Here is a 22,328-nt window from a genome sequence, read left to right as displayed (position 1 = left end):
ATACCCCGTGGAGGGGTTCCCGAGCGGCCAAAGGGATCAGACTGTAAATCTGACGGCTCTGCCTTCGAAGGTTCGAATCCTTCTCCCTCCACCATCATTCAGAAAACTCGGCCTTGCGCCGGGTTTTCGCATTTCTGGTCTGCCCAATCCGTTATTCCTCTGCCCTCCAGTGCCTTATCGCCGTTTGCCTGCTGCCGATCGCGCAATAAAAAAACGGGAGGCCTGCGCCTCCCGTTTAGGTTCATATCAGCCCTGTTACGGGATGAAGCGTTACAGAGTAAAGCGATAGAAGATATCGACCGCCTGAGCCACCCCGCTCATCGCCTGCAGATAGAGCCGTGGCAATACCTCGTAGCGCAGCTTGAATTCGGCGATGGGACTGAAGACCCCGACCCCGTACTGGAACTGCAAACCCGGCAGCAGATAGGCCGACAGAGTCACCTGGGTGTTGTCACCACTGCCCGCGGTATCGAGGGAGACATCGCTCATCCCCAGCGACTCGCCGATGCTCGACACTACGCCATTGGCCTGACTCACCGCACCGGCTACCAGCAGGCCGTTGAAACCGCCATCCTCACCGCCGGTCTGCAACCCTTTGCCGCGCAGCAGATAGGAGAGCTGTTCCGACTGCGCCATCTGCGGTTCGGAATAGACAGTGATTTCAGGCTTGCTGGCAGGGCCGGTCACCCGCACCCCGACCGTCACCTGACCTTCTATGGTATCGGGATCCCGGTTGGCCTCGATGTTGAGGAACGGCCGATCCAGCGGACCGGAGAAGAGGATCCGCCCCTCCTTGATGATAAGGTTCTGACCGTAAGCCTTGAAGCGGCCGTTGGTCAGCACCAGCTGGCCGTTGCCTGCCAGCGGTTTCTCGGGATCCTGACGGATATTGAGACCGCCGGAGACATCGGTCTTCAGCCCCATGGCATCGAGCTTCACATCGTTGCCAAGGCGGATCGCCACCTTCATCGCCAGCGGCAGACTTGCCTGCTTGGGAGCAGGGGGCAGATCGTCATAGACCACAGTCACATCGTCGGAGACCGCCACCGCCGAATCCGGCAGGCTCTTGACCAGAATGCGCGCCCAGGGAATATCCACCTGACCGGTAATGCGGGTCTCCTCACCCAGCGACACCGCGATATCGGGCGAGACTCTGACCCGGCCCATGCCCGGATATTGCGCCTCCAGATCCTTGCCCTGAATGGTGAGGCTGCCGCTGACCGGCATCTTGGCCCAGCTGAGCCAGCCGCCCAACGCCAGCGGCCCCTTGCCCACCAACATGGAGCCATCGAGCTCGGCGCGGTTGCCCTCGATCTTGAGGCGGGTCACCAGCTTGGTCAGGGTCACCATGTCAGAGTGGGTCTGCACTTCACCGTCACGCAGGTTGAGCTGGCCAAACAACAGGGGCGCCGCCAGGGTGCCGTCGAAACGGGCATCGGCGGAGATGATTCCTTGCAAGGAGCGCACCTCAGGGATGAGCGGCGCGAAGGTATTAAGCTTGAGGTCGTCAAACTTGAGCTGACCACCGAGCAGACCGCGACCGGCGGGCTCCTTGATCAGCAGGTCGGTATCGATATTGCCGATCTGCTTGGAGGCAAAATCGAGGCGAATGGCCGCCTGCTGCCGCTCGAAATCAAGGGCCAGAGCCAGCTGCTGATAGTCGGTCTTGAGGCCATCGGCCACAAAAGTGCCTGGTGTGGTACGCACCACCGCATGCAAGGTAGGCTGATTGCCACGCCAGCTGGCGCGGCCATCGGCCGAGAGCATCGCCTGCCAGCGGAAGTTGTCCGGCAACCAGGGGCGCAGCCGCTTGAGATCAAACTCGCTCAGGGCAAACTCCAGAGTGCCCTGGGCAGCGGAAACCTGACTCCCCTTGACACAGAGGCTGGCCCCCTGGGAGCCGAGGCAGAGATCCCCCATCGCCAGCCGCTGACGCGGCAGATCAAGATCCAGTGCCCAGGGGGAGCTCAAGTCCCAACGGCGCAGCGGGGTTTTCAGCCGCAACTCGGAGAGCGCCCCGCGCCAGTGATCCCCCCGCACACCGCCACCCAGTTTGAGGTTGGCGGCAACAGGGTCACCCTTCATGGTCAGGGTCAACAGATGCTGACTGATATCGCCGCTGAGGTTCAAGGCCAGCTGGCTGAGCTTGGTATCCCCCTGTTTCAGCTGCGCCACCAACAACGCGAGTTCACCGGCCGGTTTGGCGCCGATCACTGCATTGCCCTTGAGACTAATGCCCTTCAGGTCGGTGCCGGCATAGTAGAGCCGGTCGGAGGCGAGATCCGCATCGATTTTTGGCGTCTGCTGATTGCCACTGACCTTCACCTGTCCCTTGATATCCCCTTTCAGGCCAGGATAGATGCCCCCCAGCTGGGGAGCCTGCAGGTTGGCATCGAGCCTCCACTGGGCAGTGCTGATACTGCCCTTGGCCTGCAACTGGTTGGGGCCACTTTGCAACGAGAGCGCCGGGATCAGCCACTCCATCTTGTCGTTGCCGCTAAGCTCCCCCTTGAGGGCCAGCGGGTACTGGTTGAGTTTGCCATCCACCTTGAGCTTGGGCAGTTTCAGCTCCCAGTGGCCCGCTTCGTTCATCACGAAACGGCTCTCCAGCTCACCGGCCAGCGTCCCTTTCAGCTCAGGCAGCAGCTCGGCCGGATTGACCCCCTTGAACAGGGTGGTTCCCTGCCACTCGATCCCCTTGTTCCAGGCGAGCTTGCCATCGAGCTTCAGCTCCCCCTTGAGGGCATTGAGCTGCAAGGCGATCTTGCTGAGCCGCTCCAGATCCCCCTTGCCCTCCAGCGCAAGCTTGAAGGGGGGGACATCGGTCCCCTTGCCGGAGGTATTGAGGGCAAACTGGTAGCTGGAGAGCTTGCCCTTGGCAGTCAGGCTCCCTTTGTCCAGCCGATAGCTCGGCTCATCTTTGGCAGGCTTGTGAAGAGGCCAGCCAAGGCTCTTCCAGTCGAGGGCCACATCAAAAGGGAGATCCGGGTCGAGAGCGGCCAGCGAGCCCTTGAGACTGGCGGCGACCGGCCCTTTGGCCGACAACGCCAGCCCCAGCTTGCCGACCGAACCGCTCAGCGCCAGCGTGGCCTGCTCCCCTTGCAGCTCGCCATCCAGCAGCCCCTTGCGGGCCTTGGCATCCAGGGTCACCGCCAGCGGGTAGTCGTCACTGAGCTGGATATGGCCCTTGAGCGCCAGATCGGCCATGGCGTGGCGCAGCGAGAGCTCGCGCACCTCGATGCGATCGTCGGCAGCAGTGGCCGACAGCAGCAGCTTGTCGAGCCCTTCAATCAGCTCGCCCTGCTTATATTGCACCCGGGTCGCGCTGACCCCTTCCAGCTGGATGGGGAAAGGAAGATGAATGGCGGGCAGGAGAATGGGGGCTGCCTTTGCCGTCTTCGCAGCTGGCGTCCCTTTGCCCTGTTTGGGGGTATTGGCGCTGGCCTTGTCGTTGTGCGCCACCGCAGCACCGGCTTGCTTCTCGTTAGCGGTCGGCTGCTTGGCGGATTTGGCTGCGCTGGCAGGTGCCGCGTCATCCAGCATCACCGTCAGGTTATCGAGCACCGGGCCGCGTACAATCAGCCCCTTGCGGTTGAGGGTGGCGCCGATATCCAGGGACCCCAGGGTCACAGCCACGCCGGGCACCGCCAGATCGAGATCGGCCACCTTGAGGCTGTCGACCTGGATCTTGAGTGGCAGCGGGCGCCAGACAAAGGGTTCGGAAGGCTCTTCCGGAGCAGGCTCGGAGTCGGCTACCTTGACCACCGGATGGGTCACCGCCAGAGATTTTATCCAGAGCTTGCCCTGCAGCAACTTGCCCAGATCCCAGTCGAGCACGGCGCGATCCACCGTTACATCCACCAGCTCATCCTGCCAACCGACCCCTTCCAGAGTCCAACCATAGCCAAGCTGACCGGCCACCAGCTCCCCCTTGAGAGAGGGCAGCGCCGCCCTGGCCTGTTGCCACAACCACTTGTTGCCCTGATGGGTAAAGCCCAGCAGGCTGACGCCGATGAGCAGCAGGAACACCAGCCCCATCAGCCAGAGAAAGATGCGTTTTAGCCAGATCACAATGCAGACCCCCGCGCAAGATACAGCCGCAGCGGCCAAAGAAAAAAGCGTTTAGACAACATCATAATTCAGGCCCCAATGCGAAATGCAGCCGCAAGGGCTTGTCCTCCTCCGATACCCCGACCGCCAGATCCAGCCTGACCTGACCGATGGGGGTGACCCAGCGCACACCGACGCCGGTACCTATTTTCCAGGGTTCGCTGTAATCGGTGGTGGAGGTGCCGCCATCCACAAACATGGCCCCCAGCCACTTCTCGCTGAAGCGGTAGTTGTATTCCAGACTGGCCACGCTGGTGTAGCGGCCACCGGTCAGCTTGCCATCCGGCCCGGTGGGGGAGATGCTCTCGTAACCAAAGCCGCGCACCGTCTGATCGCCACCGGTAAAGAAGCGCAAGGACGGTGGCACCAGCGAGAAGCTGTCACCTATGATGGCCCCCTGCTCTGCCCGCATCAGGAATCTGTGGTTATCGCCAAGAGTTCGCAGCCACTTGCTGCGCCCCCATACCCGCATAAAGCTGATGTCGGAACCCCATCTGGGGTCGGAGAACTCCAGCGTCAACTGCTGGCGATCCCCCCAGTCGGGCACCAGGGTACCGCGCACCCGCAGTCGGGACCAGGAGACCCCGGGGATCAGCAGCAAGCTGTTCCCCTCGTCGGCGCCCTGGGTATAGATCTCGTTCTCCAGCCGGATAAAGACGTCCCGATCCCAGCTCTCCGGCCGCCGCGTCCAGCGGTGCACACCGATGGTAGTGAGATCGGAGCGGGTATCGTTGTTGTCCTTGTACTGGTAACCGGTCTGGATGGAGTAGTAGTCCCGCAGCGGGTTGCCCACCGGGATCTGATAGTCGAAGCTGAGCTCTGCCTCCGGCGCCGACACCTTGGCGGTGGCAAACAGACGGTGGCCATAGCGGTTGACCCAGGGCTTCTCCCAGGTGGCACTCATCCGCGGGCCTACGTCGGTGGCGTAACCGATACCTGTCTCGATTTCGTGATCGACCCGGTTATCCAGCGTCACCGCGATGGGTACCCGATAGTTGCTCGCCTCGCTCAATACCGGCTTGATATCGACCTGACGGAACAGCTTGGTGGAGGAGACATCCTGCGACATCTCGGCCAGACGGATGGCGAGATAGGGGTCGCCGCTCTTGATGTTGATAAGCGGGCGAATAAGGTGAAGCGCTTCGGGGGTGGCATCGTAGCGGATCTCGCCAAAACGGTAGCGATGGCCCGATTCGAACAGAATAAAGATCTCTGCCGTCCCCTTGTCCGGGAACACCTTGACCTGACTCTTGCTCAGCTTGGCATCAAAGTAACCGCGGGCGAGCCCTAGGCTGCCCAGATCCGCCTTGATGGATTCATATTTGGCGTGGTTGAGAGGCTCCCCCTCTTTGAGGGGCAACTTGTCCAGCAGGGCGCTGTAGAGCTCGTCGCTGCCCGCATCCCCCTCCAGCAGAATATCGAGGCGGGAGACGATGACCGGCTCCCCTTTGTCTACCTCAATCACCACTTTGGACGAAGTCTTCTTGTCGCGACTCAGGGTGATTTTCGGCTGGTAGTAGCCATATACCTGCAGCGCCTTTTGCACGCTCTCGGTGATTTTGGCTCGAGCCGGGCGGTATTGCCGCTCCTGATAGACCGGCAGGGCATTAAGGTAGGCTTCAACGTTATCCTTGTTCTCCCCTTTCAACCCCTTGACCTGATAGGTGAGCTTGGCGGCAAACGCGGGCGAAGCCAGCAGCGACAGCAACAGGCCCACCCCCAGAACCCGCAGGCCGCGGCGAAACGCAGGGCCGGACAGTGAACGCCCTGCCAGCAGGGATGAAATGCATCCTGTCAAAGGTCAATATTCCTGAATCTGTGGTGAAGGAAACCAGCGCCCTTTCGGGCCAACCCCGAATGCGGCGCAGCACGCCATGCCGTGCATGGCCGTGACACAAAAATGCGCGCCAGAAAAATGGCGAACCTTATCCTAACATAGGCATCGGCCAGTGACAGCGCGGCGCCATTGGCAAATTCGCCATATCTTTTAAGCGGTTGACCACAAATCACACATTTTGGTGACAATGACGACGCCCGCTTTCCCGATGGAAGCGAATTGACCTGCCCTGAACAAGGTTCACTTCGTCGTCAGGCACCATTTGTCACCTCTCCCCCTCTCATTACCACCAGAAACCCACCACGACAGAGTTTGTCGGCATCACCCCACCCTCACCGTTTAACAGGCCCGGCACACGCCAAAGCCAGCCGTAGCGGGTGATTAAGAATTGCTCGTTCAGCGCAATCGAATTATCCCGCTGCCTTTGCAGCCGCCTCTCCCTCACACTTGAAGCATCAACTGAAGGAGACACATCATGCATGCACGTAGCGAACAGATGGCTGACTATATTGCCGATCGTCTCGAGTTCATCACCTTTCTCGCCTGTTGCAGCGCCCTGCTGGCCCTGCTGACCGGCATGAGTGGCCAACAGGCACTGGCCTTTACCGCCCTGAACCTGCCGTTTGGCCTCGGCATTTTGCTGGCGATGGCGCTGCTGGCCCCCCTGCCCGCCCACTGGCGGCTGCCGGGGATCACCTTGCTGCTGGCAGGTTGCGCTCTGATGACCCTGCAACTGGGGGGGGAGTGGCTCAATCCGCTGGCCATCTGGAGCCTCTACGCCCTGCTCGGGCTGGAGATCATCTGGCAAGCGCGCCCCCGCGCCGTGCTGGCCACCCGCGCTCGCCAATAACAGGGCTGACGATCGCCGGTAAATGGAGGGCTGTGATGGCTGACGCCGGTGGCAAATTGGGGTACTCTTGCGCCCCCATTTGCTACCACCCTTGGCGTTAACAACCTTCGCCATCACTCCCAGGAGCGCCCCGATGAAAAAAGCCTGTGCCCAGCACATTCTGGTCAAGACCGAAAAACAGTGTCTGGAGATCAAGGAGAAGATCGAGAAGGGAGCCGACTTCGGCCAGATGGCCAAGCGCTTCTCCACCTGCGCCTCCTCAAAACGCAGCGGCGACCTGGGGGAGTTCAATAAAGGGGATATGGTCAAGCCCTTCGACGATGCCGTCTTCAAGGGCGAACTGCTCAAGGTGCTGGGGCCGGTGCGCACCAAGTTCGGCTTCCATCTGATCAAAGTTTTATATCGGAATTGAGAGAAAAAGAGCTGGCGTATACGCCAGCTCTTTTTCTTGCTACTCAGCAACACCAATAAAGTCATTCAATAAAGGACCAAGCTCATCATCCTCAAGTATGCACCAACTGAGAAATGCGCTGTAGGGTGCTGACGGTTTAACTAATAGCTTCATTCTTTCCAAAGCAATTTCTTTTTCTTGTGGCAATACCATATCGCTATAATATTCGTCTAGAAGGTCTAGCAACAGATTGTATTGTGAGAAAACTTTCTTTCTTAAGAATGATGCAGAAACAGTTTTATTCGGTGTATGGGTGCTATTAAATATCTTGTCGAGCAACTCTGAAGTTAAATTTGTTTTTGGATTATTAAGTTGAGCTTCTATTTGAAGTTTTTTTGCGTATGGAGTTACAGGTGGAACATGCTTGATCGCTCTTAAAACATCAACGCTGGTATCACAACAGTCAATAAGGCCATCATATTTAGCCAACTTTATATTATTACACCGACCACATGAAAAATAGAGGTTGTTCCAATCAAACTTTAAATCTTCATCACCTTGGTGTGGAATAAAATGCTCCACATTTATATCTTGAGGTTCTTTCGTCTCACAAATATAGCATTTTTTATGGAATACCCGATTCAAAGCATCCCATACATCCTGTGAATCATACTTCACTTTATTAGCAAGCGAAGCCGGGGCAGGTTCATTTCTAACAACATTGAACATATTACGACCTCTTTGCCTTGCTAAGCGCAATTTTAGCCGATTTGACAAAATATAAAGACTCATCATCCAATGTCGTATTATCAGATGGCAGTAGGTTTATCAGCGCTTGTATCCCATCAATATCAAGAGGTGATGTTTTCAACAAATCAGCTAGTTTCTCGATATTCTTTTGAAGCAGACTGGATATGGGAAGTACGCCAAACAACCCCTCCAGCACAGCCTCATAGGAATACATCGAGAGATTTTCAACCTGCTCAAGACGTGATAGATCATAGATCACCGCATCATCAACCGATGAGACGACAAATGGCGAATGTGTACTAACAATAAACTGTATTTTGGGGAATGCTTTCTTTAAAAATGCGAGTATTTTCTTTTGTAATGAAACATGTAGGTGTGCATCAATTTCATCAATCAAAACGATACCAGTTAATTCATCCGGGTCTATTGACCGTAAAGATATTTTGGTAATCAAGTCTGCATATACAGCCATGATTGAAGAGAAACCTGATGATAAGCTTTGAAATGTGTATGGCTCTTTATTTTTCTGATGAATTTCAAATGATAAAGTATCTGACTTGAATGCCAATTTTAGGCTATTATCTTCAAAAAGATCTTGCAGGTCAGCCTCTAATTTTCTGAACCATTTTTCAATGCGCCTAGCTTCGTCTGGATCATTGTTTATCTTTTCTGATTCAGAAAATGCTTGATTAGCTATATTAGAAACAAGAAACTCCTCAAATATTGAAGAAGAATCACCTTGAAGGTTTTTATCTTTAGAACGTAATTCAGCAAGGCTTGTTACTGAGGATGGCTTATTAATATCAGATTTTCTTGCGGCATCAAAAGAAATTAGAACCGCCTTAAAATCATGGTATTTTACAACAAATTCTTCAAGGTTATCTATCTCTACAGTGGGGTTTTTTGCCTCTTCTAGCTTAGCATTAGTAATGCTAAGTTGGTATTGAAAAACACCATAACTAGGATCAACAGGCCCTTTTTCAAGCTGACCTTTGTAGTAACTTAGTTGATGTTCGAGAGACTCAACCCCAGCATTATCCCTTTCAATTATAGATTTTTTCAATCTAGAAAACACGTGATTTATCAACTGAGTTTTACCACACCCATTCCCTCCAGTAATAATCAATGTTCTCCCATCCACATTAATATCCACCTTTTTATCTGAATAGGGTATCTTGGTTTTTATTTTTGTTAAATATCCTGACATAAAATCACCTCTTCTAATGTTAGATTTATTATATAAAATCTTATAATCTTGTATATATATGTTTTTTGAGTTGAAAGATCGCATGAGAATATGATTGTTAAATTGATGCTACTGTGATAAGAAAAAAGTAGTTTAAAATGCACCACTAATTCTTTAATATCTACAGCACAGAGCTCTATTGCTACTGATAATTTCTTCGGTGTTCCCCCCTCGCAAAACTGGCCAAAACCACGCCAGACTCGCATCAATTTACTAACGTTATCAGGCAATTAAGTTTATCCTTCTCGGCATTGTCCACATTCGACGATGGATCCCGTGCTATGCCCCGCTCTTGCTTGTGGCCCCTGTTGGCCTGGTTACTCCCGCTCGCTGGCGCCCTCGGCAGCCGCTTTCATCTCTGGCCCTGGTGGATCGGTTTTGCGATCTGTCTCATCGGAGCCCTTATCTCCCTGATCTTGCTGGTACGCCTGCCCTGGAGCCGCAACCGCTACGCCAGCAGCCTTGGCGCCTTGCCGCTACTGCTGCCCCTGACATTTGTGGCGCAGGCGCTGCGGATGCCGCTGATCAACGATGTGAGCACAGATCCCTACAATCCCCCCCAGCTACGCTGGGCGGCAGAGCTCAGAACGGCGCAGGATCTGCCAATAAATAGCGCACCGCTGAAAGCAGTTGAGGCAAAACCCGGTCCTCTCTTTACCAGGGCCTCTCCTGCCGAAGTGGTGATTGAAGCCAACGAACTGATGCAGGAGCTGGGCTGGCAGGTGCGACCCAGCCCGGATGGTCTGGATGCGGTGGTCACCACCGGCTGGTTCGGCTTTCAGGATGATGTGGCGCTGCGGGTCTTTGCTGGCCCCAAAGAGACCCGCATCGATATGCGATCAGCCTCCCGTCAGGGGCAAAGCGATCTGGGCACCAACCGGGCGCGGATCGAGGATTTCCTGACCCGCCTGAATGAGCGCCTCGGCCAGGCCTACAAACCCAATTTGAAACCGTAAGTGTGAAACAACAAGAAGGTAACTGATGCGCGTTGAGGTCAAACCCGACCGGGAATATGCCTGGTTTATCCGCCCCTTTTTCTGGCTGCAAAAGCGCAACTATGGTCAGGTGCTTATTCCGGGCAAGTGCTGGGGCCGCTCGCCGCGCCTCTTTGCCGCCGTCGCCACCCTCTACGGGGTCATCAACCGCAAGCGCTCCCCCATCGACCCCGTGCTGCGCTCGCTGGTGACGGTGCGAGTCTCCCAGCTCAACTGGTGTCGTTTTTGCGTCGACATCAACGCCATGACCCTGGTAAAGAGAGCCGGCTCCAGCGAGAAGGTGGAGGCGCTGGCCAACTGGCGCGAAAGCCCCTTGTTTGACGAGCGGGAAAAAGCGGTGCTCGACTATACCGAAGCGATGACTGGCCTCGATGGGGTGAGCGATGAGCAGGCGGCCCGCCTCAAACCATGGTTCGATGACGATGCCATGGTGGAGCTGACCGGCCTTATCGCCTTCCAGAACATGTCGGCCAAGTTCAACGCCGCCCTCGATATCGCGCCGCAGGGCTTCTGCCAGCTGCCGGTGCAACCGGAACGCTCCGCCAAGCCCGACAGCAAGGACGCCTGATGAACCGGACCCGCCTGCTGCTTGCACTGGTGATGGGGAGCCTTATCGGCGCCTTTTTTTCCCTTGATCTTGGCCGTTACCTCACTCTGGACGCCTTGCAGGTCCAGCAGGTGGCGCTAGCGCAATGGGTTGACAGCCACTTTGTCTCGGCAAGCCTGCTGTTCGTGCTTATCTATGTGCTGAGCACCGCCCTCTCCCTGCCCGGCGCCAGCTTGCTAACCCTGGGTGGCAGCGCGGTGTTCGGCGTCGCATGGGGATTGCTGCTTGTCTCTTTTGCCAGCACCATAGGCGCGACCATGGCCTTTCTCAGCGCCCGCTTCTTGCTGCGCGACTGGGTCAGCGCCCGCTTTGGCGACAAGCTGACCACCTTTCAGGCTGGGATGGCGAAGGAGGGAGCCTTCTATCTGCTGAGCCTGCGTCTCATCCCCATCTTCCCCTTCTTTCTGGTCAATCTGCTGATGGGGCTCACCCCCATCAGAGTCAGCACCTACTACTGGGTGAGCCAGCTTGGCATGCTGCCCGGCACCTTCGTCTATGTGCTGGCGGGCAGCGAGCTTGGCCAGTTAACCAGCACCGGCAATATCCTCTCCCCCGGCCTGATGGTCGCGTTGACCCTGCTGGGGCTGATGCCCTGGCTGGTCAAGAAATTGACCACACACCTCGCCCAGCGGCGCCTGCTCGCCCCTTACCGCAAACCCGCTCGCTATGACTACAACCTGCTGGTGATCGGTGCGGGCGCTGGTGGGCTGGTTACCAGCTATATCGCGGCAGCGGTGAAGGCCAAGGTGGCGCTCATCGAGAAGCACAAGATGGGGGGAGATTGCCTCAACAGCGGCTGTGTCCCCTCCAAGGCATTGATCCGAAGCGCCCGCTTTGCCGCAGAGCAGCGTAAAGCCGACGAGCTGGGCTTTAGCCCAAGCCACTCCCGCGCCGATTTTGCCGCCGTGATGGAGCGGGTAGAGGAGGTTATCAAGGAGGTCGAGCCACACGACTCCATCGAACGCTATCAGGGGCTTGGAGTGGAATGCATCGAAGGAGAGGCGCGGCTTGTCTCCCCTTGGGAGGTGGAGGTTAACGGCCAGCGCCTCGCCAGCCGCCATATCGTTATCGCCACCGGCGCCCGGCCGCTGGTGCCCAAGCTGCCGGGGCTGGATCAGGTGCCTTACCTCACCTCGGATAGCCTCTGGCAGTTGCGTACCCCGCCGCGCCGCCTGCTGGTGCTGGGCGGTGGCCCCATCGGTTGCGAGCTGGCCCAGAGCTTCGCCCTGCTCGGCATTCCCGTGACCTTGGTGGAACTCTCGGAGCAACTGCTGCCCCGCGAAGATAGAGAGGTAGCCGACGCCCTGGCCGGGCAGATGAGCCGCGATGGCGTGCAGCTACACACCGGCTGGCGCGCCGAACGAGCCGACTATCTGCCCGCAGCCAAGGGGGATCTCCCCATCCGGCTGCAACTGCGCCGGGGCGATGAGACACAGGTGGTGGAAGGGGATCAACTGCTGCTGGCACTGGGACGGGTCGCCAATGTGAGCGGCTTCGGGCTCGAAGCGTTGGGGGTCGAGCTTGCTCCCCGCGGCACCATAGCAGTCGATGGCTTTCTTGCCACCAACTTCCCCAGCATACTGGCAGTGGGAGACGTAGCGGGCCCTTACCAGTTCACCCACTTTGCCGCCCATCAGGCCTGGTATGCGGCGGTCAATGCCCTGTTTGGTCAGTTCAAGCGCTTTCGGGCGGACTATCGGGTCATTCCGGCGGCCACCTACACCACGCCGGAGATTGCCCGGGTCGGCCTAAATCGCAAGGAGGCCGAAGCGCAGAGGATCCCCTTCGAGGCGACCCGCTTCGAGCTGGCTGAGCTGGACAGAGCCATTGCCGATGGCGAGCGCCACGGTTTTGTCGAGGTGCTCACCGTGCCGGGCAAGGATACTATCCTTGGCGCCACCATAGTGGGCACTCACGCCGGTGAACGGATCGCCGAATTTGTGCTCGCTATGCGTCACCGCCTCGGTCTTGGCAAGATCCTCGGCACCATTCACGCCTATCCCACCCTGATGGAGGGGAACAAATATGTGGCGGGTGAATGGAAACGGGCCCACCAGCCCACCCGGGTGCTGGCGTTGCTGGCCCGTTATCACCGCTGGCGCCGTGGCGCCTGACAATCAGGGAAACGTTTATGCTCAAGCCATTCTCACAACTCAAACAGCGGCTAAATGCGCTGCTGTGCACCCTGCCACTGCTCGCCAGCGGCCCGCTGTTAGCCACTCCTGATGACAACTGGCAACGGACCCTTGAGGAGGCGAAGGGACAGACCGTCTACTTCAACGCCTGGGGCGGCAGCCCGGAGATCAACGCCTATCTGGTGTGGGCCGGGCAGGAGCTGGCGCGCGACTATCAGGTCAAGCTGGTGCAGGTGAAGGTGGATGACATCGCCCAGAGCGTCAGCCAGTTGCTGGCCAACAAGCAGGCGGGCAAACAAGCTGGCGGCCCCATCGATCTGCTCTGGGTCAACGGCGAGAACTTCAAGGCGCTCAAGGAGCAGGGACTGCTCAGCGCTCCCTTTACCACCGAGCTGCCCAACATGGCGCTGCTCGACAGCAGCCTGCCGGTGAGTGAGGACTTCACCCTGCCGGTGGAAGGGCTTGAAGCCCCCTGGGGCATCGGCCAGCTCAATCTGATGGTCGACACCGAAGAGGTCGCCAGAGCGCCCACCTCGGCAACAGCCCTGCTGGCATGGGCCAAGGCCCATCCCGGTCGCTTCACCTATCCCAAGCCGCCCCAGTTCCATGGCTCCAGTTTTCTCAAGCAGATCCTGCTGGAATTGACGCCAGACCCCGCCCCCCTCTATCGGGAGGCGACCGAGCGCGATTTTGCCCAACTCACCGCCCCGCTCTGGGCCTGGCTCGATGAGCTGCATCCGGCACTCTGGCGCAAGGGCAAGCTGTTCCCCACCAGCGCCGCCGAGACCCGCCAACTGCTCGATGATGGCGAACTGGCCATGGCCATCAGCTTCAACCCGCAGGAGGCGCAAAGCGCCGCTCAGATTGGCGCCCTGCCCCCCAGCGTAGAGGCTGTCGCCATGAAAAAAGGGGCGCTCACCAACAGCCATTTTCTCGCCATCCCCTTCAACGCCAGTGCCCGTGCGGGTGCCAAGGTGGTGGCCAACTTCCTGCTGAGCCCGGCGGCGCAAGCGCGAAAAGCCAATCCGGCCTTCTGGGGTGATCCCAGCGTGCTGCGGGCCGATGCGCTGCCTGATTCAGCCAAGGGGCAACCGGCACTGCGCTTCAAAGCAGTGGCCGAGCCTCACCCCAGCTGGCAGCTCAAACTGGAAGCCGCCTGGGCCGAGCGTTACGGTCACTGATGAGTGCCTCTGGTCACCCGCATTCCTGCTCCCGACCGTGGCGCCGGTTGACACGCCACCCCAGTATGAGTTCGGGGATGGCGGTCATTTATCTGGCGATCTTCGTCATCCCCCTGCTGGCGGGGCTGTGGCAACTGCTGGCGGAGGGGATGACCGCCTCTCATCTCGCCTTGCTGCTCGCCCAACCCGGTCTTTGGTACTCAGCAGCGCTGAGCCTGTGGATTGGCGCCGCCTCGACCCTTGGCAGCCTGCTGTTGACCGCCCTGCTGCTGGCCCACAGCGACAGCCGGGCTTTCGGGCTGCTCCGTCGTCTGCTCTCGCCCATGCTGGCCATGCCTCACGTCGCCTTTGCCATCGGTTTTGCCTTTCTGCTCGCCCCCTCCGGCTGGCTGCTGCGGCTCGTCTCGCCAGCTCTGACCGGGTTTGATCTCCCCCCCGACTGGCAGACCATTCGTGACCCTTGGGGGCTCGGGCTGATTGCACTGCTCGTTTTCAAGGAGACCCCCTTTTTGCTGCTGATGGCGATGGCCGCGCAGCAACCCATCCAGCTGGCACGCCAGCAGTGGCTGGGGGCGAGCCTCGGTTTCAGCGCCCCCCAGATCTGGTGGCGCCTGCTGCTGCCCGCCCTCTGGCCTGCCCTGCGCCTGCCCATCTATGCGGTGGCGGCCTACGGAGTCGCGGTGGTGGATCTCGCCCAGCTGCTCGGGCCCGATGCCCCCGCCCCGCTGGCGGTGCGGTTGTGGCTCTGGTATCAGGACCCGGATCTGCTCTGGCGCGGTGCCACCGCCAGCGGCGCCCTGCTGCTGCTCGCCATCACGGCGCTGCTCATCGCCCTGCTCAGATTACTGGAGTGGCTTCATCAAGAGCTGGGCAAAGGCTGCTGGCTCGATGGCAAACGGGCAGAGCCCCACTCCTTTGCCAACCGGCTCGCAGCAGGTTTTGTATTGACTCTGATCACCCTCAATCTGGCGGTGCTGGCGGCTCTGCTGCTCTGGTCGCTGGCGCGCCGCTGGCCCTTTCCCGCCCTCTGGCCCAGCCAGTGGAGCAGTCACTACTGGCTGGATCTGCTGCCAACCCTGCTGCCACTGCTGGTAACCAGCGCACTGCTGGCGCTGGTGAGCGGCTTGTTGGCACTGGTGATGGCGGTGTGCAGTCTGGAGGCGCAAGCCGGGCGCCGTCCCTGGCCGCTCTGGCTTATCTGCCTGCCGCTGTTGCTGCCGCAGGCAAGCCTGCTGTTTGGTATCCGGCTCGGGCTGGACTGGCTTGCACATGATTCGATAAGCAGCGGCATTGGCTGGAGCTGGGTGCTCTGGAGCCAGCTGCTGTTTGTCTTTCCCTATGTCTATTTGTGCCTGCACGGCCCCTATCGCCAGTTCGATCCGCGGATCACCCAGAGCGCCCTGCTGCTGGGGGCTACGCCGTGGCGAGCCTGGTGGCAGGTCAAAGCGCCGCTACTGGCGCGCCCGCTGCTGTTTGCCTTCAGCGTCGGGGCGGCGGTGAGTTTGGCCCAATATCTGCCGACCCTGCTCTTTGGCGCAGGCAGAGTGGTCACCATCACCACCGAAGCAGTGGCCATCGGCAGCGGCCTAAACCGGCGACTGGCGGGGCTCTACGGCCTGCTGCAACTGCTGTTGCCACTCGTTATCTACCTGCTGGCGCTCTGGCTGCCGGCGCGGATCAATCCGGCGCTCAAGGGGGGCGGCTCACGATGAACTCTCACGATGGAAACAGCCATATGCTGAGCACCACGCCTCTTCGACTTTACCTTGATGAAAATCCGCTGCTCTCGCTCCCTGCCCTACAGGTGGCCCCCGGCGAGGTATTGACCCTGATGGGCCCCAGCGGCTGCGGTAAAAGCTCCCTGCTGGCGGGGCTGGCCGGGGCACTGCCCGGCGCGCAGACTGATAGCGGCCCGATCCGGCTGGAGGGGGAGATAAGGCTCGGCGAGCGGCCACTCAACACCTTGCCTGCGCAAACACGGCGCATCGGCATGCTGTTTCAGGATGACCTGCTGTTCGACCATCTGACGGTAGCGGAAAACCTGATGTTCGGCATGCCGGCGACCATCAAGGGAAAACGTGCGCGGCGGGAAAAGGCGCTGACCGCATTGGCGCAGGTCGCACTGGCAGATCAGGCTGACAAGCTGCCGCAGCTGCTGTCAGGGGGTCAGCGAGCGCGGGTCAGTCTGCTGCGGGCGCTGTTGGCGGAACCCGACGCCCTGCTGCTGGACGAGCCCTTCTCCCGCCTCGACAAGCCGCTGCGGGCCGCCTTTCGCGAGCTGGTGTTCGCGCAGATCAAGGCGTTGGCCATCCCCGCTATTCTGGTGACCCACGACGAAGAGGATGCACCGGGCACCATACTCAATCTCACCGAATCCTGTTTTTAACCGAGGAGTTCACCTTGTTTGACCGCCACCTGATCCCCGTGATCCGCAGTCCTCTCACCCAGCTTGCCAAACCGCTCTGCCGCGCCGGGGTCAGTGCCAATCAGGTGAGCCTCACCGGCTTTGCCATCGGCATGCTGGCGCTGCCGCTGCTGGCCTTTGGCGGCTATCCGTGGGCGCTGGCGGCCATCCTGCTCAACCGACTGCTGGACGGGCTCGATGGCGCCGTGGCGCGGGAAACCGGCATCACCGACTGCGGCGGCTTTCTCGACATCACGCTCGACTTTATTTTCTACGCCGCCGTTGTGCTGGGCTTTGCCCTCGCCGCCCCCGCCAATGCGCTGCCCGCCGCCACCCTGCTATTTGCCTTTATGGGTACCGGCTCGAGCTTTCTGGCGTTTGCTATCATGGCGGGCAAGCGGGGGATCGATAATCCGGTCTACCACCACAAATCCCTCTACTATCTGGGCGGCCTCACCGAGGGGAGCGAGACCATCGCCCTGTTCGTGCTGATGTGCCTGTGGCCCGCGGCCTTCGCCCCGCTCGCCTACGGCTTTGCCCTGCTCTGCGCCATCACTACCCTGACCCGGCTCTGGAGCGGCTACCACACGCTACGTTCCCCCCAGCGCTAACCAGTGCCGCCCTCACCGGAGGGCTAATCCATCATGCGATGAATTGGCGCTGGGTGCAGTGCACGGAACACTTGCGCCCGGATGACAATGTTTTACCATGGCGGCACTTTTATCAGTCTCCTTGAGAACCCTATGCGTCGCCTTGCCTCTCTTCTCACTCTGTCGTTGTTTCCTCTGCTCGGTGGCTGCAGCAGCACGCCGGCTGCCAAGCCCGTAGTCGTCCCCCAGCCCAAGAGCGCCTTCATCAACCAGACGCCGTCGCGCAGCCCCGTTTACAGCCAGGGGGTGAGCAAAGGGGACTTCGCCAATCGTACCAATGTGGACAGGTTCGTCCAGAAGATGGTCGAGAAGCACGGTTTTGATAGCGCCCAGCTGCATCAGGTGCTGGCGCAGGCAGAGCGCTACGACTGGATCATCCGTCTGATGGATGCCCAGGCGCCGACCACCGCCAAGCCCACCGGCCCGACCGGTGCCTGGAACCGCTATCGCGCCAAGTTCATCACCCCGGACAACGTACAGAACGGCGTCAACTTCTGGCGTGAATACGCAAGCGAACTGAACCGGGCAGAGCAGATCTACGGGGTCCCGCCGGAGATCATCGTCGGCATTATCGGGGTCGAGACCCGCTGGGGCCGGGTGATGGGCAAGACCCGCATTCTGGATGCGCTGGCCACCCTGGCATTTGATTATCCGCGCCGGGCTGAGTTCTTCACCAGCGAGCTGGAAGCCTTCCTGGTGATGACCCGCGACGAGGGGATGGACCCCACCGAACCCAAGGGCTCCTATGCGGGCGCCATGGGCTATGGCCAGTTTATGCCCTCCAGCTTCCAGCGCTATGCGGTGGACTTTGATGGCAACGGCCATACCAACCTGTGGGATCCGGTGGATGCCATCGGCAGCGTCGCCAACTACTTCAAGGCCCACGGCTGGGAGAAAGGTCAACCGGTGGCGGTGCGCGGTCAGGGCCAACTGCCCGGCTATGAGCATGGCTTCCAGACCCGCTACCCCATCGCCACACTGCGCCGCGCAGGGCTGACGCCAACCAGCAGCCTGGGCAACCACAGCGAGTCGAGCCTACTGCGCCTCGATGTCGGCACCGGCTACCAATACTGGTACGGCCTGCCCAACTTCTACACAATCACACGTTACAACCACAGCACCCACTACGCCATGGCGGTATGGCAGCTGGGTCTGGCGGTGAAGGCGGCGCGCTGACAACTCGCTGGCATAAAACTGACAATGAAAAAGGAGCCATCATGGCTCCTTTGTTATATTCAACGTTCCACCCCATCAGGGGCTCAAGGATGGCTACCTGATTTAGACGCCTGCCTTGGCCAGTGCCGCGGAGACGATCTGCTGGGCTTCCTGCTGGATAAGGTCGAGGTGCGCGTCGCCCTTGAAGCTCTCCATGTAGATCTTGTAGATGGACTCGGTGCCGGAGGGGCGCGCCGCGAACCAGCCGTTCTCGGTCACTACCTTGAGGCCGCCGATGGCGGCATCGTTGCCCGGCGCCTTGGTCAGCTTGGCGATGATGGGCTCACCGGCAAGCGTTGAGGCTTCTACCAGTGCAGGATCCAGCTTGGAGAGCACCGCTTTCTGGGCGCTGTTGGCCGGGGCGTCGATACGGCGATAGCTGGAGCGGCCGAACTTGGCTTCCAGTGCGTCGTAGTGGGCCTGCGGATCCTTGCCGGTGACAGCCAGAATTTCCGCTGCCAGCAGCGCCAGAATGAAACCATCCTTGTCTGTGGTCCAGACGGTACCATCTTTGCGCAGGAAGGAGGCGCCCGCGCTCTCCTCGCCGCCAAAGCCAAACTCGCCGCTGTAGAGGCCATCCACGAACCACTTGAAGCCGACCGGCACCTCTTTCAGAGTGCGGCCAATCTCGCCGGCAACCCGGTCGATCATGGAAGAAGAGACCAGCGTCTTGCCGACGGCCGCATCCGCAGACCAGCCGGTGCGATGGGTAAACAGATACTGGATTGCCACCGCCAGATAGTGGTTCGGGTTCATCAGGCCGGACTTGGTGACAATGCCGTGACGGTCGTAGTCAGGGTCGTTGCCAAGGGCGATGTCGAACTTGTCTTTGAGGGCAATCAGGCTCGCCATGGCGAACGGGCTGGAGCAGTCCATCCGGATCTTGCCGTCTTTATCCAGGGTCATGAAGGAGAAGGTCGGATCGACCTTGTAGTTCACCACCTCGATGTTCAGACCATAGGTCTTGGCGATGACGTCCCAGTAGGCGACGCCGGATCCGCCCAGCGGATCGACACCAATCTTGATGCCCGCATTCTTGATGGCGTCCATGTCCAGCACGTTCTTCAGATCATCCACATAGGGGGTGACATAGTCGTGCTCGACCACGAACGGACTCTTGAGCGCCTCGGCGAACGGCATCCGTTTCACGCCAGCCAGACCCGCTTCCAGAATGGCGTTGGCACGGTCTTCCACCCACTTGGTGATCTCCCCTTCGGCGGGACCACCGTGGGGCGGGTTGTACTTGAAGCCACCATCTTCCGGCGGGTTGTGGGATGGGGTGATCACCACGCCGTCAGCACGGGCAGCCGGTTTGCCTGCATTGTGGCGCAGGATGGCGTGCGAGATGACCGGGGTCGGGGTAAAGCCGAGGCCAGCCTGAATGCGGGTCTCGACGCCGTTGGCGGCCAACACTTCGACCGCACTGGCAAAGGCGGATTCGGACAGGGCGTGAGTATCCATGCCGACAAACAGCGGGCCAGTGATGCCGGCCTGCTGGCGATACTCCACCAGGGCCTGGGTCACCGCCAGAATATGGGATTCGGTAAAGGCGCTGTGCAAGGCACTGCCACGGTGGCCAGAGGTACCGAAGGCCACCCGCTGCTCGGGGCGGCTCATGTCCGGCTTGTTGAGGTAGTAGGCGCTGACCAGACGGGGGATGTTGGTCAGATCGCTTAAACGGGCCGGTTGACCGGCGTGGGAATGCTGAGCCATGGCGTTTTCCTTGCGTAATGGCGGCCTTGCCGGGCAAGGCCTGAGTCTTGAAGAATCGTTAAATGGCGCCACACACCTGCGCGATCACCTCTTCGCCATAGCCCATGCTGGCCATCAGCTGGGCAACCATGTTCTGCTTGCGGCTGGTGTTGGTGTTGGTGATCACCCAGAACGGGGTCTCCGGTACCGGCTTGGGCTTGGTGGTGCTACCACTGGCGCGCAGAGCCTCGGGATCCTGCGAGAAATAGACGCGCTTGCGCCCCTTGATTTCGGTGGCCTGGGTAAAGCCTTCCGGGTTATCCCGGTAGAGGGTACTCAGCACCAGCATGAAGCGGTTGATGGACTTCTCTTCTTTTTGCAGCTCACCAGAATCGAGCAAGGCTTGCAGCCCTTGTTGGGTGGCTACGGTACTGGGCTGCGCGACGGCAACGGGCTCGGCAACCGGCACACGTTGGTTAGCAGGCTGTTCCAGCAGACGGCGCAGGATATCGGAGGCACTCTCACCAATGTGCCGGGTCTGGCTGGCGATATAGAAGTAGAGATCGTCATCAAGCTCGATGGTTTTCATAGGGATGCGCTGGACTCGTCGAAATTCGGATGCGGCGATTATACATAGGCAAACCCGACAGCCCAAGGGAGGGGCTGGCAGATGTACATGAATCTCATCGAGAATACGGCATAATAGCGGCCCAAGTGTGTGATCGGCCGCACTGATAGCCGATCCGGACAGGATTTTTTAGAAAAAAAACCACATAAAATCCCAATTCATTGGACGAAATCCTTTTCTTTCCAGTGCGTTAAATAAAACAGCGATACGCACCCACGACCGACAAGGTGTCATTTTGCAACAAAACAGCATATTGAACTTCAAGGAACAGGGTCAGGGCCCGGCGGTCATTCTGATCCACGGCCTGTTTGGCAGCCTCGACAACCTCGGCCTGCTGGCCCGTGCCCTCTGCGAACAGTACCGGGTCATCAGCGTCGATCTGCGCAACCACGGCGCCTCCTTTCATAGCAGCGAGATGAGCTATCCGGCACAAGCGGCCGATATCCTCCCCCTGATGGATCGGCTGAAGATTGCCGAAGCGACCCTGATTGGCCACTCGATGGGTGGCAAGGTGGCGATGCAGGTCGCCAAGCTGGCGCCAGAGCGGGTGACCAAGCTGGTGGTGGCCGACATGGCGCCGGTCGCCTATCCCCACTCCCGCCACCAGAATGTCTTTGCCGGACTCAACGCCACACTGCGCACGCCGCCGCAAAGCCGCAGTGAAGCGGAAGCCATGCTGGCGCAGCATATTGAGCTCGCCGGGGTGCGCCAGTTCCTGCTCAAATCGCTCGCCAGAGGCGAGCATGGCTGGGGTTGGCGCTTCAATGTGCCCGCCCTTGAGCAAAACTACGCCAACATCATGGGCTGGCCAGAGGATGAGCATCGCTTCGAGGGGCCGGTGCTCTTTATCAAAGGGGGGGATTCTGACTACATGCAGCCCCAATACAGCGAGACGGCACTGGCCCAATTCCCGGCGGCAAAGGTGCGTGTCATCGCGGGTACCGGCCACTGGCTGCATGCGGAAAAACCGGCTCTGTTCAACAAATTGGTTGTGGATTTCCTGTCGACAGGCGGTTAACAGTTTCAAATCCTTTGTGATATAGTGCGCCGGTCATAAGGAGTGTGCGCAATCCATGCTAAGTGAACATATCGACCTGATCGAAAGTTTGGGCCTCAAGTTATTCTTTGTGGCCATTTTCATATTGATTGGCCTGGCCATTCAGGACGTGCTCAAACGCGGCAACGTGCCCCGTTTCGGTCGTTTTATCGTCTGGTTGGTACTGTTTCTGGGTTGTGCGGGTTTTGTCGCCAAGGGGCTGATCGAACTGGGCTGGGAAGGCTCAGGACTCGGCTAACTTATTTTCATCTGTGATGTATGGCCAAACAGCAAACTGATCGAACAACACTGGATCTGTTCGCAAATGAGAAGCGCCCCGGCAGGCCAAAGACCAATCCACTCCCCCGCGAGACCCAGCTCAAGATCAACAAGCGTAACCAGCTTAAGCGCGATCGGGAAAATGGGCTGAAGCGGGTAGAGTTAAAGGTGGAGGCCGAGTTGCTGGAGCGCCTGAACCAACTTGCGTTACAACAGAACATCAGCCGAGCCGAGCTGATCCAATCTATCCTGAAACAACAGATTGAGTCCGCCTTTGCGGTGGACATTGCAGTCTGAGCGTTGAGCATTAACACCAAATACG

General features: G+C 59.1%; 19 protein-coding genes and 1 tRNA gene. 14 read left to right on the top strand and 6 right to left on the bottom strand.

What is annotated here, in order from left to right; translation table 11 throughout:
- The first annotated feature begins 9 nt into the window (after positions 1 to 9).
- A tRNA-Tyr gene (locus tag AB5Y99_RS14105) sits at positions 10 to 94 on the top strand.
- Between the two features lie 176 nt (positions 95 to 270).
- Here the strand turns inward: AB5Y99_RS14105 and AB5Y99_RS14100 are convergent.
- Complete coding sequence (locus AB5Y99_RS14100) at positions 271 to 4,071, bottom strand: translocation/assembly module TamB domain-containing protein (protein ID WP_368209950.1); 3,801 nt, start codon at positions 4,069 to 4,071, stop codon at positions 271 to 273.
- A gap of 61 nt (positions 4,072 to 4,132) precedes the next feature.
- Positions 4,133 to 5,908, bottom strand: a complete 1,776-nt coding sequence (locus AB5Y99_RS14095) for an autotransporter assembly complex family protein (RefSeq protein ID WP_224968007.1) — start codon at positions 5,906 to 5,908, stop codon at positions 4,133 to 4,135.
- Between the two features lie 514 nt (positions 5,909 to 6,422).
- Between AB5Y99_RS14095 and AB5Y99_RS14090 the strand changes: the two genes are divergently transcribed.
- The gene (locus AB5Y99_RS14090; protein WP_069555247.1) at positions 6,423 to 6,797 is read left to right on the top strand and encodes a hypothetical protein; all 375 of its coding nucleotides are present in this window, start codon (positions 6,423 to 6,425) and stop codon (positions 6,795 to 6,797) included.
- Between the two features lie 133 nt (positions 6,798 to 6,930).
- Positions 6,931 to 7,209, top strand: a complete 279-nt coding sequence (locus tag AB5Y99_RS14085) for a peptidylprolyl isomerase (RefSeq protein ID WP_033136755.1) — start codon at positions 6,931 to 6,933, stop codon at positions 7,207 to 7,209.
- Positions 7,210 to 7,248: 39 nt separating this feature from the next.
- Here AB5Y99_RS14085 and AB5Y99_RS14080 read toward each other — a convergent pair whose 3' ends face one another.
- Both AB5Y99_RS14080 and AB5Y99_RS14075 read right to left on the bottom strand, forming a co-directional pair.
- Entirely contained in the window at positions 7,249 to 7,917 is a 669-nt protein-coding gene (locus AB5Y99_RS14080; protein ID WP_265775883.1) for an HNH endonuclease, read from the bottom strand.
- Position 7,918: 1 nt separating this feature from the next.
- Positions 7,919 to 9,145 (bottom strand): AAA family ATPase, encoded by a 1,227-nt coding sequence (locus tag AB5Y99_RS14075; protein ID WP_368209949.1) that lies wholly within the window; start codon positions 9,143 to 9,145, stop codon positions 7,919 to 7,921.
- 320 nt (positions 9,146 to 9,465) lie between these two features.
- Between AB5Y99_RS14075 and AB5Y99_RS14070 the strand changes: the two genes are divergently transcribed.
- The 8 genes from AB5Y99_RS14070 to mltB all read left to right on the top strand — a co-directional run bounded on the left by AB5Y99_RS14070 (position 9,466) and on the right by mltB (position 18,332).
- Complete coding sequence (locus tag AB5Y99_RS14070) at positions 9,466 to 10,140, top strand: DUF1499 domain-containing protein (protein WP_368209947.1); 675 nt, start codon at positions 9,466 to 9,468, stop codon at positions 10,138 to 10,140.
- 25 nt (positions 10,141 to 10,165) lie between these two features.
- Complete coding sequence (locus AB5Y99_RS14065) at positions 10,166 to 10,747, top strand: carboxymuconolactone decarboxylase family protein (RefSeq protein ID WP_042080231.1); 582 nt, start codon at positions 10,166 to 10,168, stop codon at positions 10,745 to 10,747.
- Positions 10,747 to 12,900, top strand: coding sequence for an FAD-dependent oxidoreductase (locus AB5Y99_RS14060; protein ID WP_368209946.1), 2,154 nt, complete (start codon positions 10,747 to 10,749; stop codon positions 12,898 to 12,900). The genes AB5Y99_RS14065 and AB5Y99_RS14060 overlap by 1 nt, the downstream gene beginning before the upstream one ends.
- 17 nt (positions 12,901 to 12,917) lie before the next feature.
- On the top strand, positions 12,918 to 14,102 hold the full coding sequence (locus AB5Y99_RS14055) for an ABC transporter substrate-binding protein (protein WP_368209944.1): 1,185 nt from the start codon (positions 12,918 to 12,920) through the stop codon (positions 14,100 to 14,102).
- Between the two features lie 77 nt (positions 14,103 to 14,179).
- Positions 14,180 to 15,814 carry an ABC transporter permease gene (locus tag AB5Y99_RS14050; protein WP_368209943.1) on the top strand — a complete coding sequence of 545 codons (1,635 nt, stop codon included), beginning with the start codon at positions 14,180 to 14,182 and terminating at the stop codon, positions 15,812 to 15,814.
- 23 nt (positions 15,815 to 15,837) lie between these two features.
- Complete coding sequence (locus tag AB5Y99_RS14045; RefSeq protein WP_368209942.1) at positions 15,838 to 16,488, top strand: ATP-binding cassette domain-containing protein; 651 nt, start codon at positions 15,838 to 15,840, stop codon at positions 16,486 to 16,488.
- A gap of 14 nt (positions 16,489 to 16,502) precedes the next feature.
- Entirely contained in the window at positions 16,503 to 17,117 is a 615-nt protein-coding gene (locus tag AB5Y99_RS14040) for a CDP-alcohol phosphatidyltransferase family protein (RefSeq protein ID WP_368209941.1), read from the top strand.
- Between the two features lie 132 nt (positions 17,118 to 17,249).
- A complete protein-coding gene (gene mltB, locus AB5Y99_RS14035) occupies positions 17,250 to 18,332 on the top strand; it encodes a lytic murein transglycosylase B (protein WP_368209940.1) in 1,083 nt (360 codons plus the stop codon).
- 102 nt (positions 18,333 to 18,434) lie between these two features.
- Here mltB and pgm read toward each other — a convergent pair whose 3' ends face one another.
- Together pgm and seqA are read right to left on the bottom strand one after the other, a co-directional pair.
- Complete coding sequence (gene pgm, locus AB5Y99_RS14030; RefSeq protein WP_021231101.1) at positions 18,435 to 20,084, bottom strand: phosphoglucomutase (alpha-D-glucose-1,6-bisphosphate-dependent); 1,650 nt, start codon at positions 20,082 to 20,084, stop codon at positions 18,435 to 18,437.
- Between the two features lie 58 nt (positions 20,085 to 20,142).
- Positions 20,143 to 20,652, bottom strand: coding sequence for a replication initiation negative regulator SeqA (seqA, locus tag AB5Y99_RS14025; RefSeq protein WP_181497181.1), 510 nt, complete (start codon positions 20,650 to 20,652; stop codon positions 20,143 to 20,145).
- Positions 20,653 to 20,926: 274 nt separating this feature from the next.
- Between seqA and AB5Y99_RS14020 the strand changes: the two genes are divergently transcribed.
- Genes AB5Y99_RS14020 through ybfE form a run of 3 tightly spaced genes read left to right on the top strand, consistent with a single transcriptional unit; the run spans position 20,927 to position 22,303 of the window.
- Positions 20,927 to 21,709, top strand: a complete 783-nt coding sequence (locus AB5Y99_RS14020; RefSeq protein WP_368209939.1) for an alpha/beta fold hydrolase — start codon at positions 20,927 to 20,929, stop codon at positions 21,707 to 21,709.
- Positions 21,710 to 21,764: 55 nt separating this feature from the next.
- Positions 21,765 to 21,986, top strand: a complete 222-nt coding sequence (locus AB5Y99_RS14015; RefSeq protein WP_005334296.1) for a DUF2788 domain-containing protein — start codon at positions 21,765 to 21,767, stop codon at positions 21,984 to 21,986.
- 20 nt (positions 21,987 to 22,006) lie between these two features.
- Positions 22,007 to 22,303: a LexA regulated protein gene (gene ybfE / locus AB5Y99_RS14010; protein ID WP_005334297.1), complete on the top strand. Its 297-nt coding sequence runs from the start codon at positions 22,007 to 22,009 to the stop codon at positions 22,301 to 22,303.
- Positions 22,304 to 22,328 lie beyond the last annotated feature (25 nt).

The organism is Aeromonas sp. R4-2, from assembly GCF_040908295.1.
In the GTDB taxonomy this organism is placed as follows: Bacteria; Pseudomonadota; Gammaproteobacteria; order Enterobacterales; family Aeromonadaceae; genus Aeromonas; species Aeromonas veronii.
Note: the sequence above shows the minus strand (reverse complement) of the source record. Positions and strands in the feature narration are given on the sequence as shown.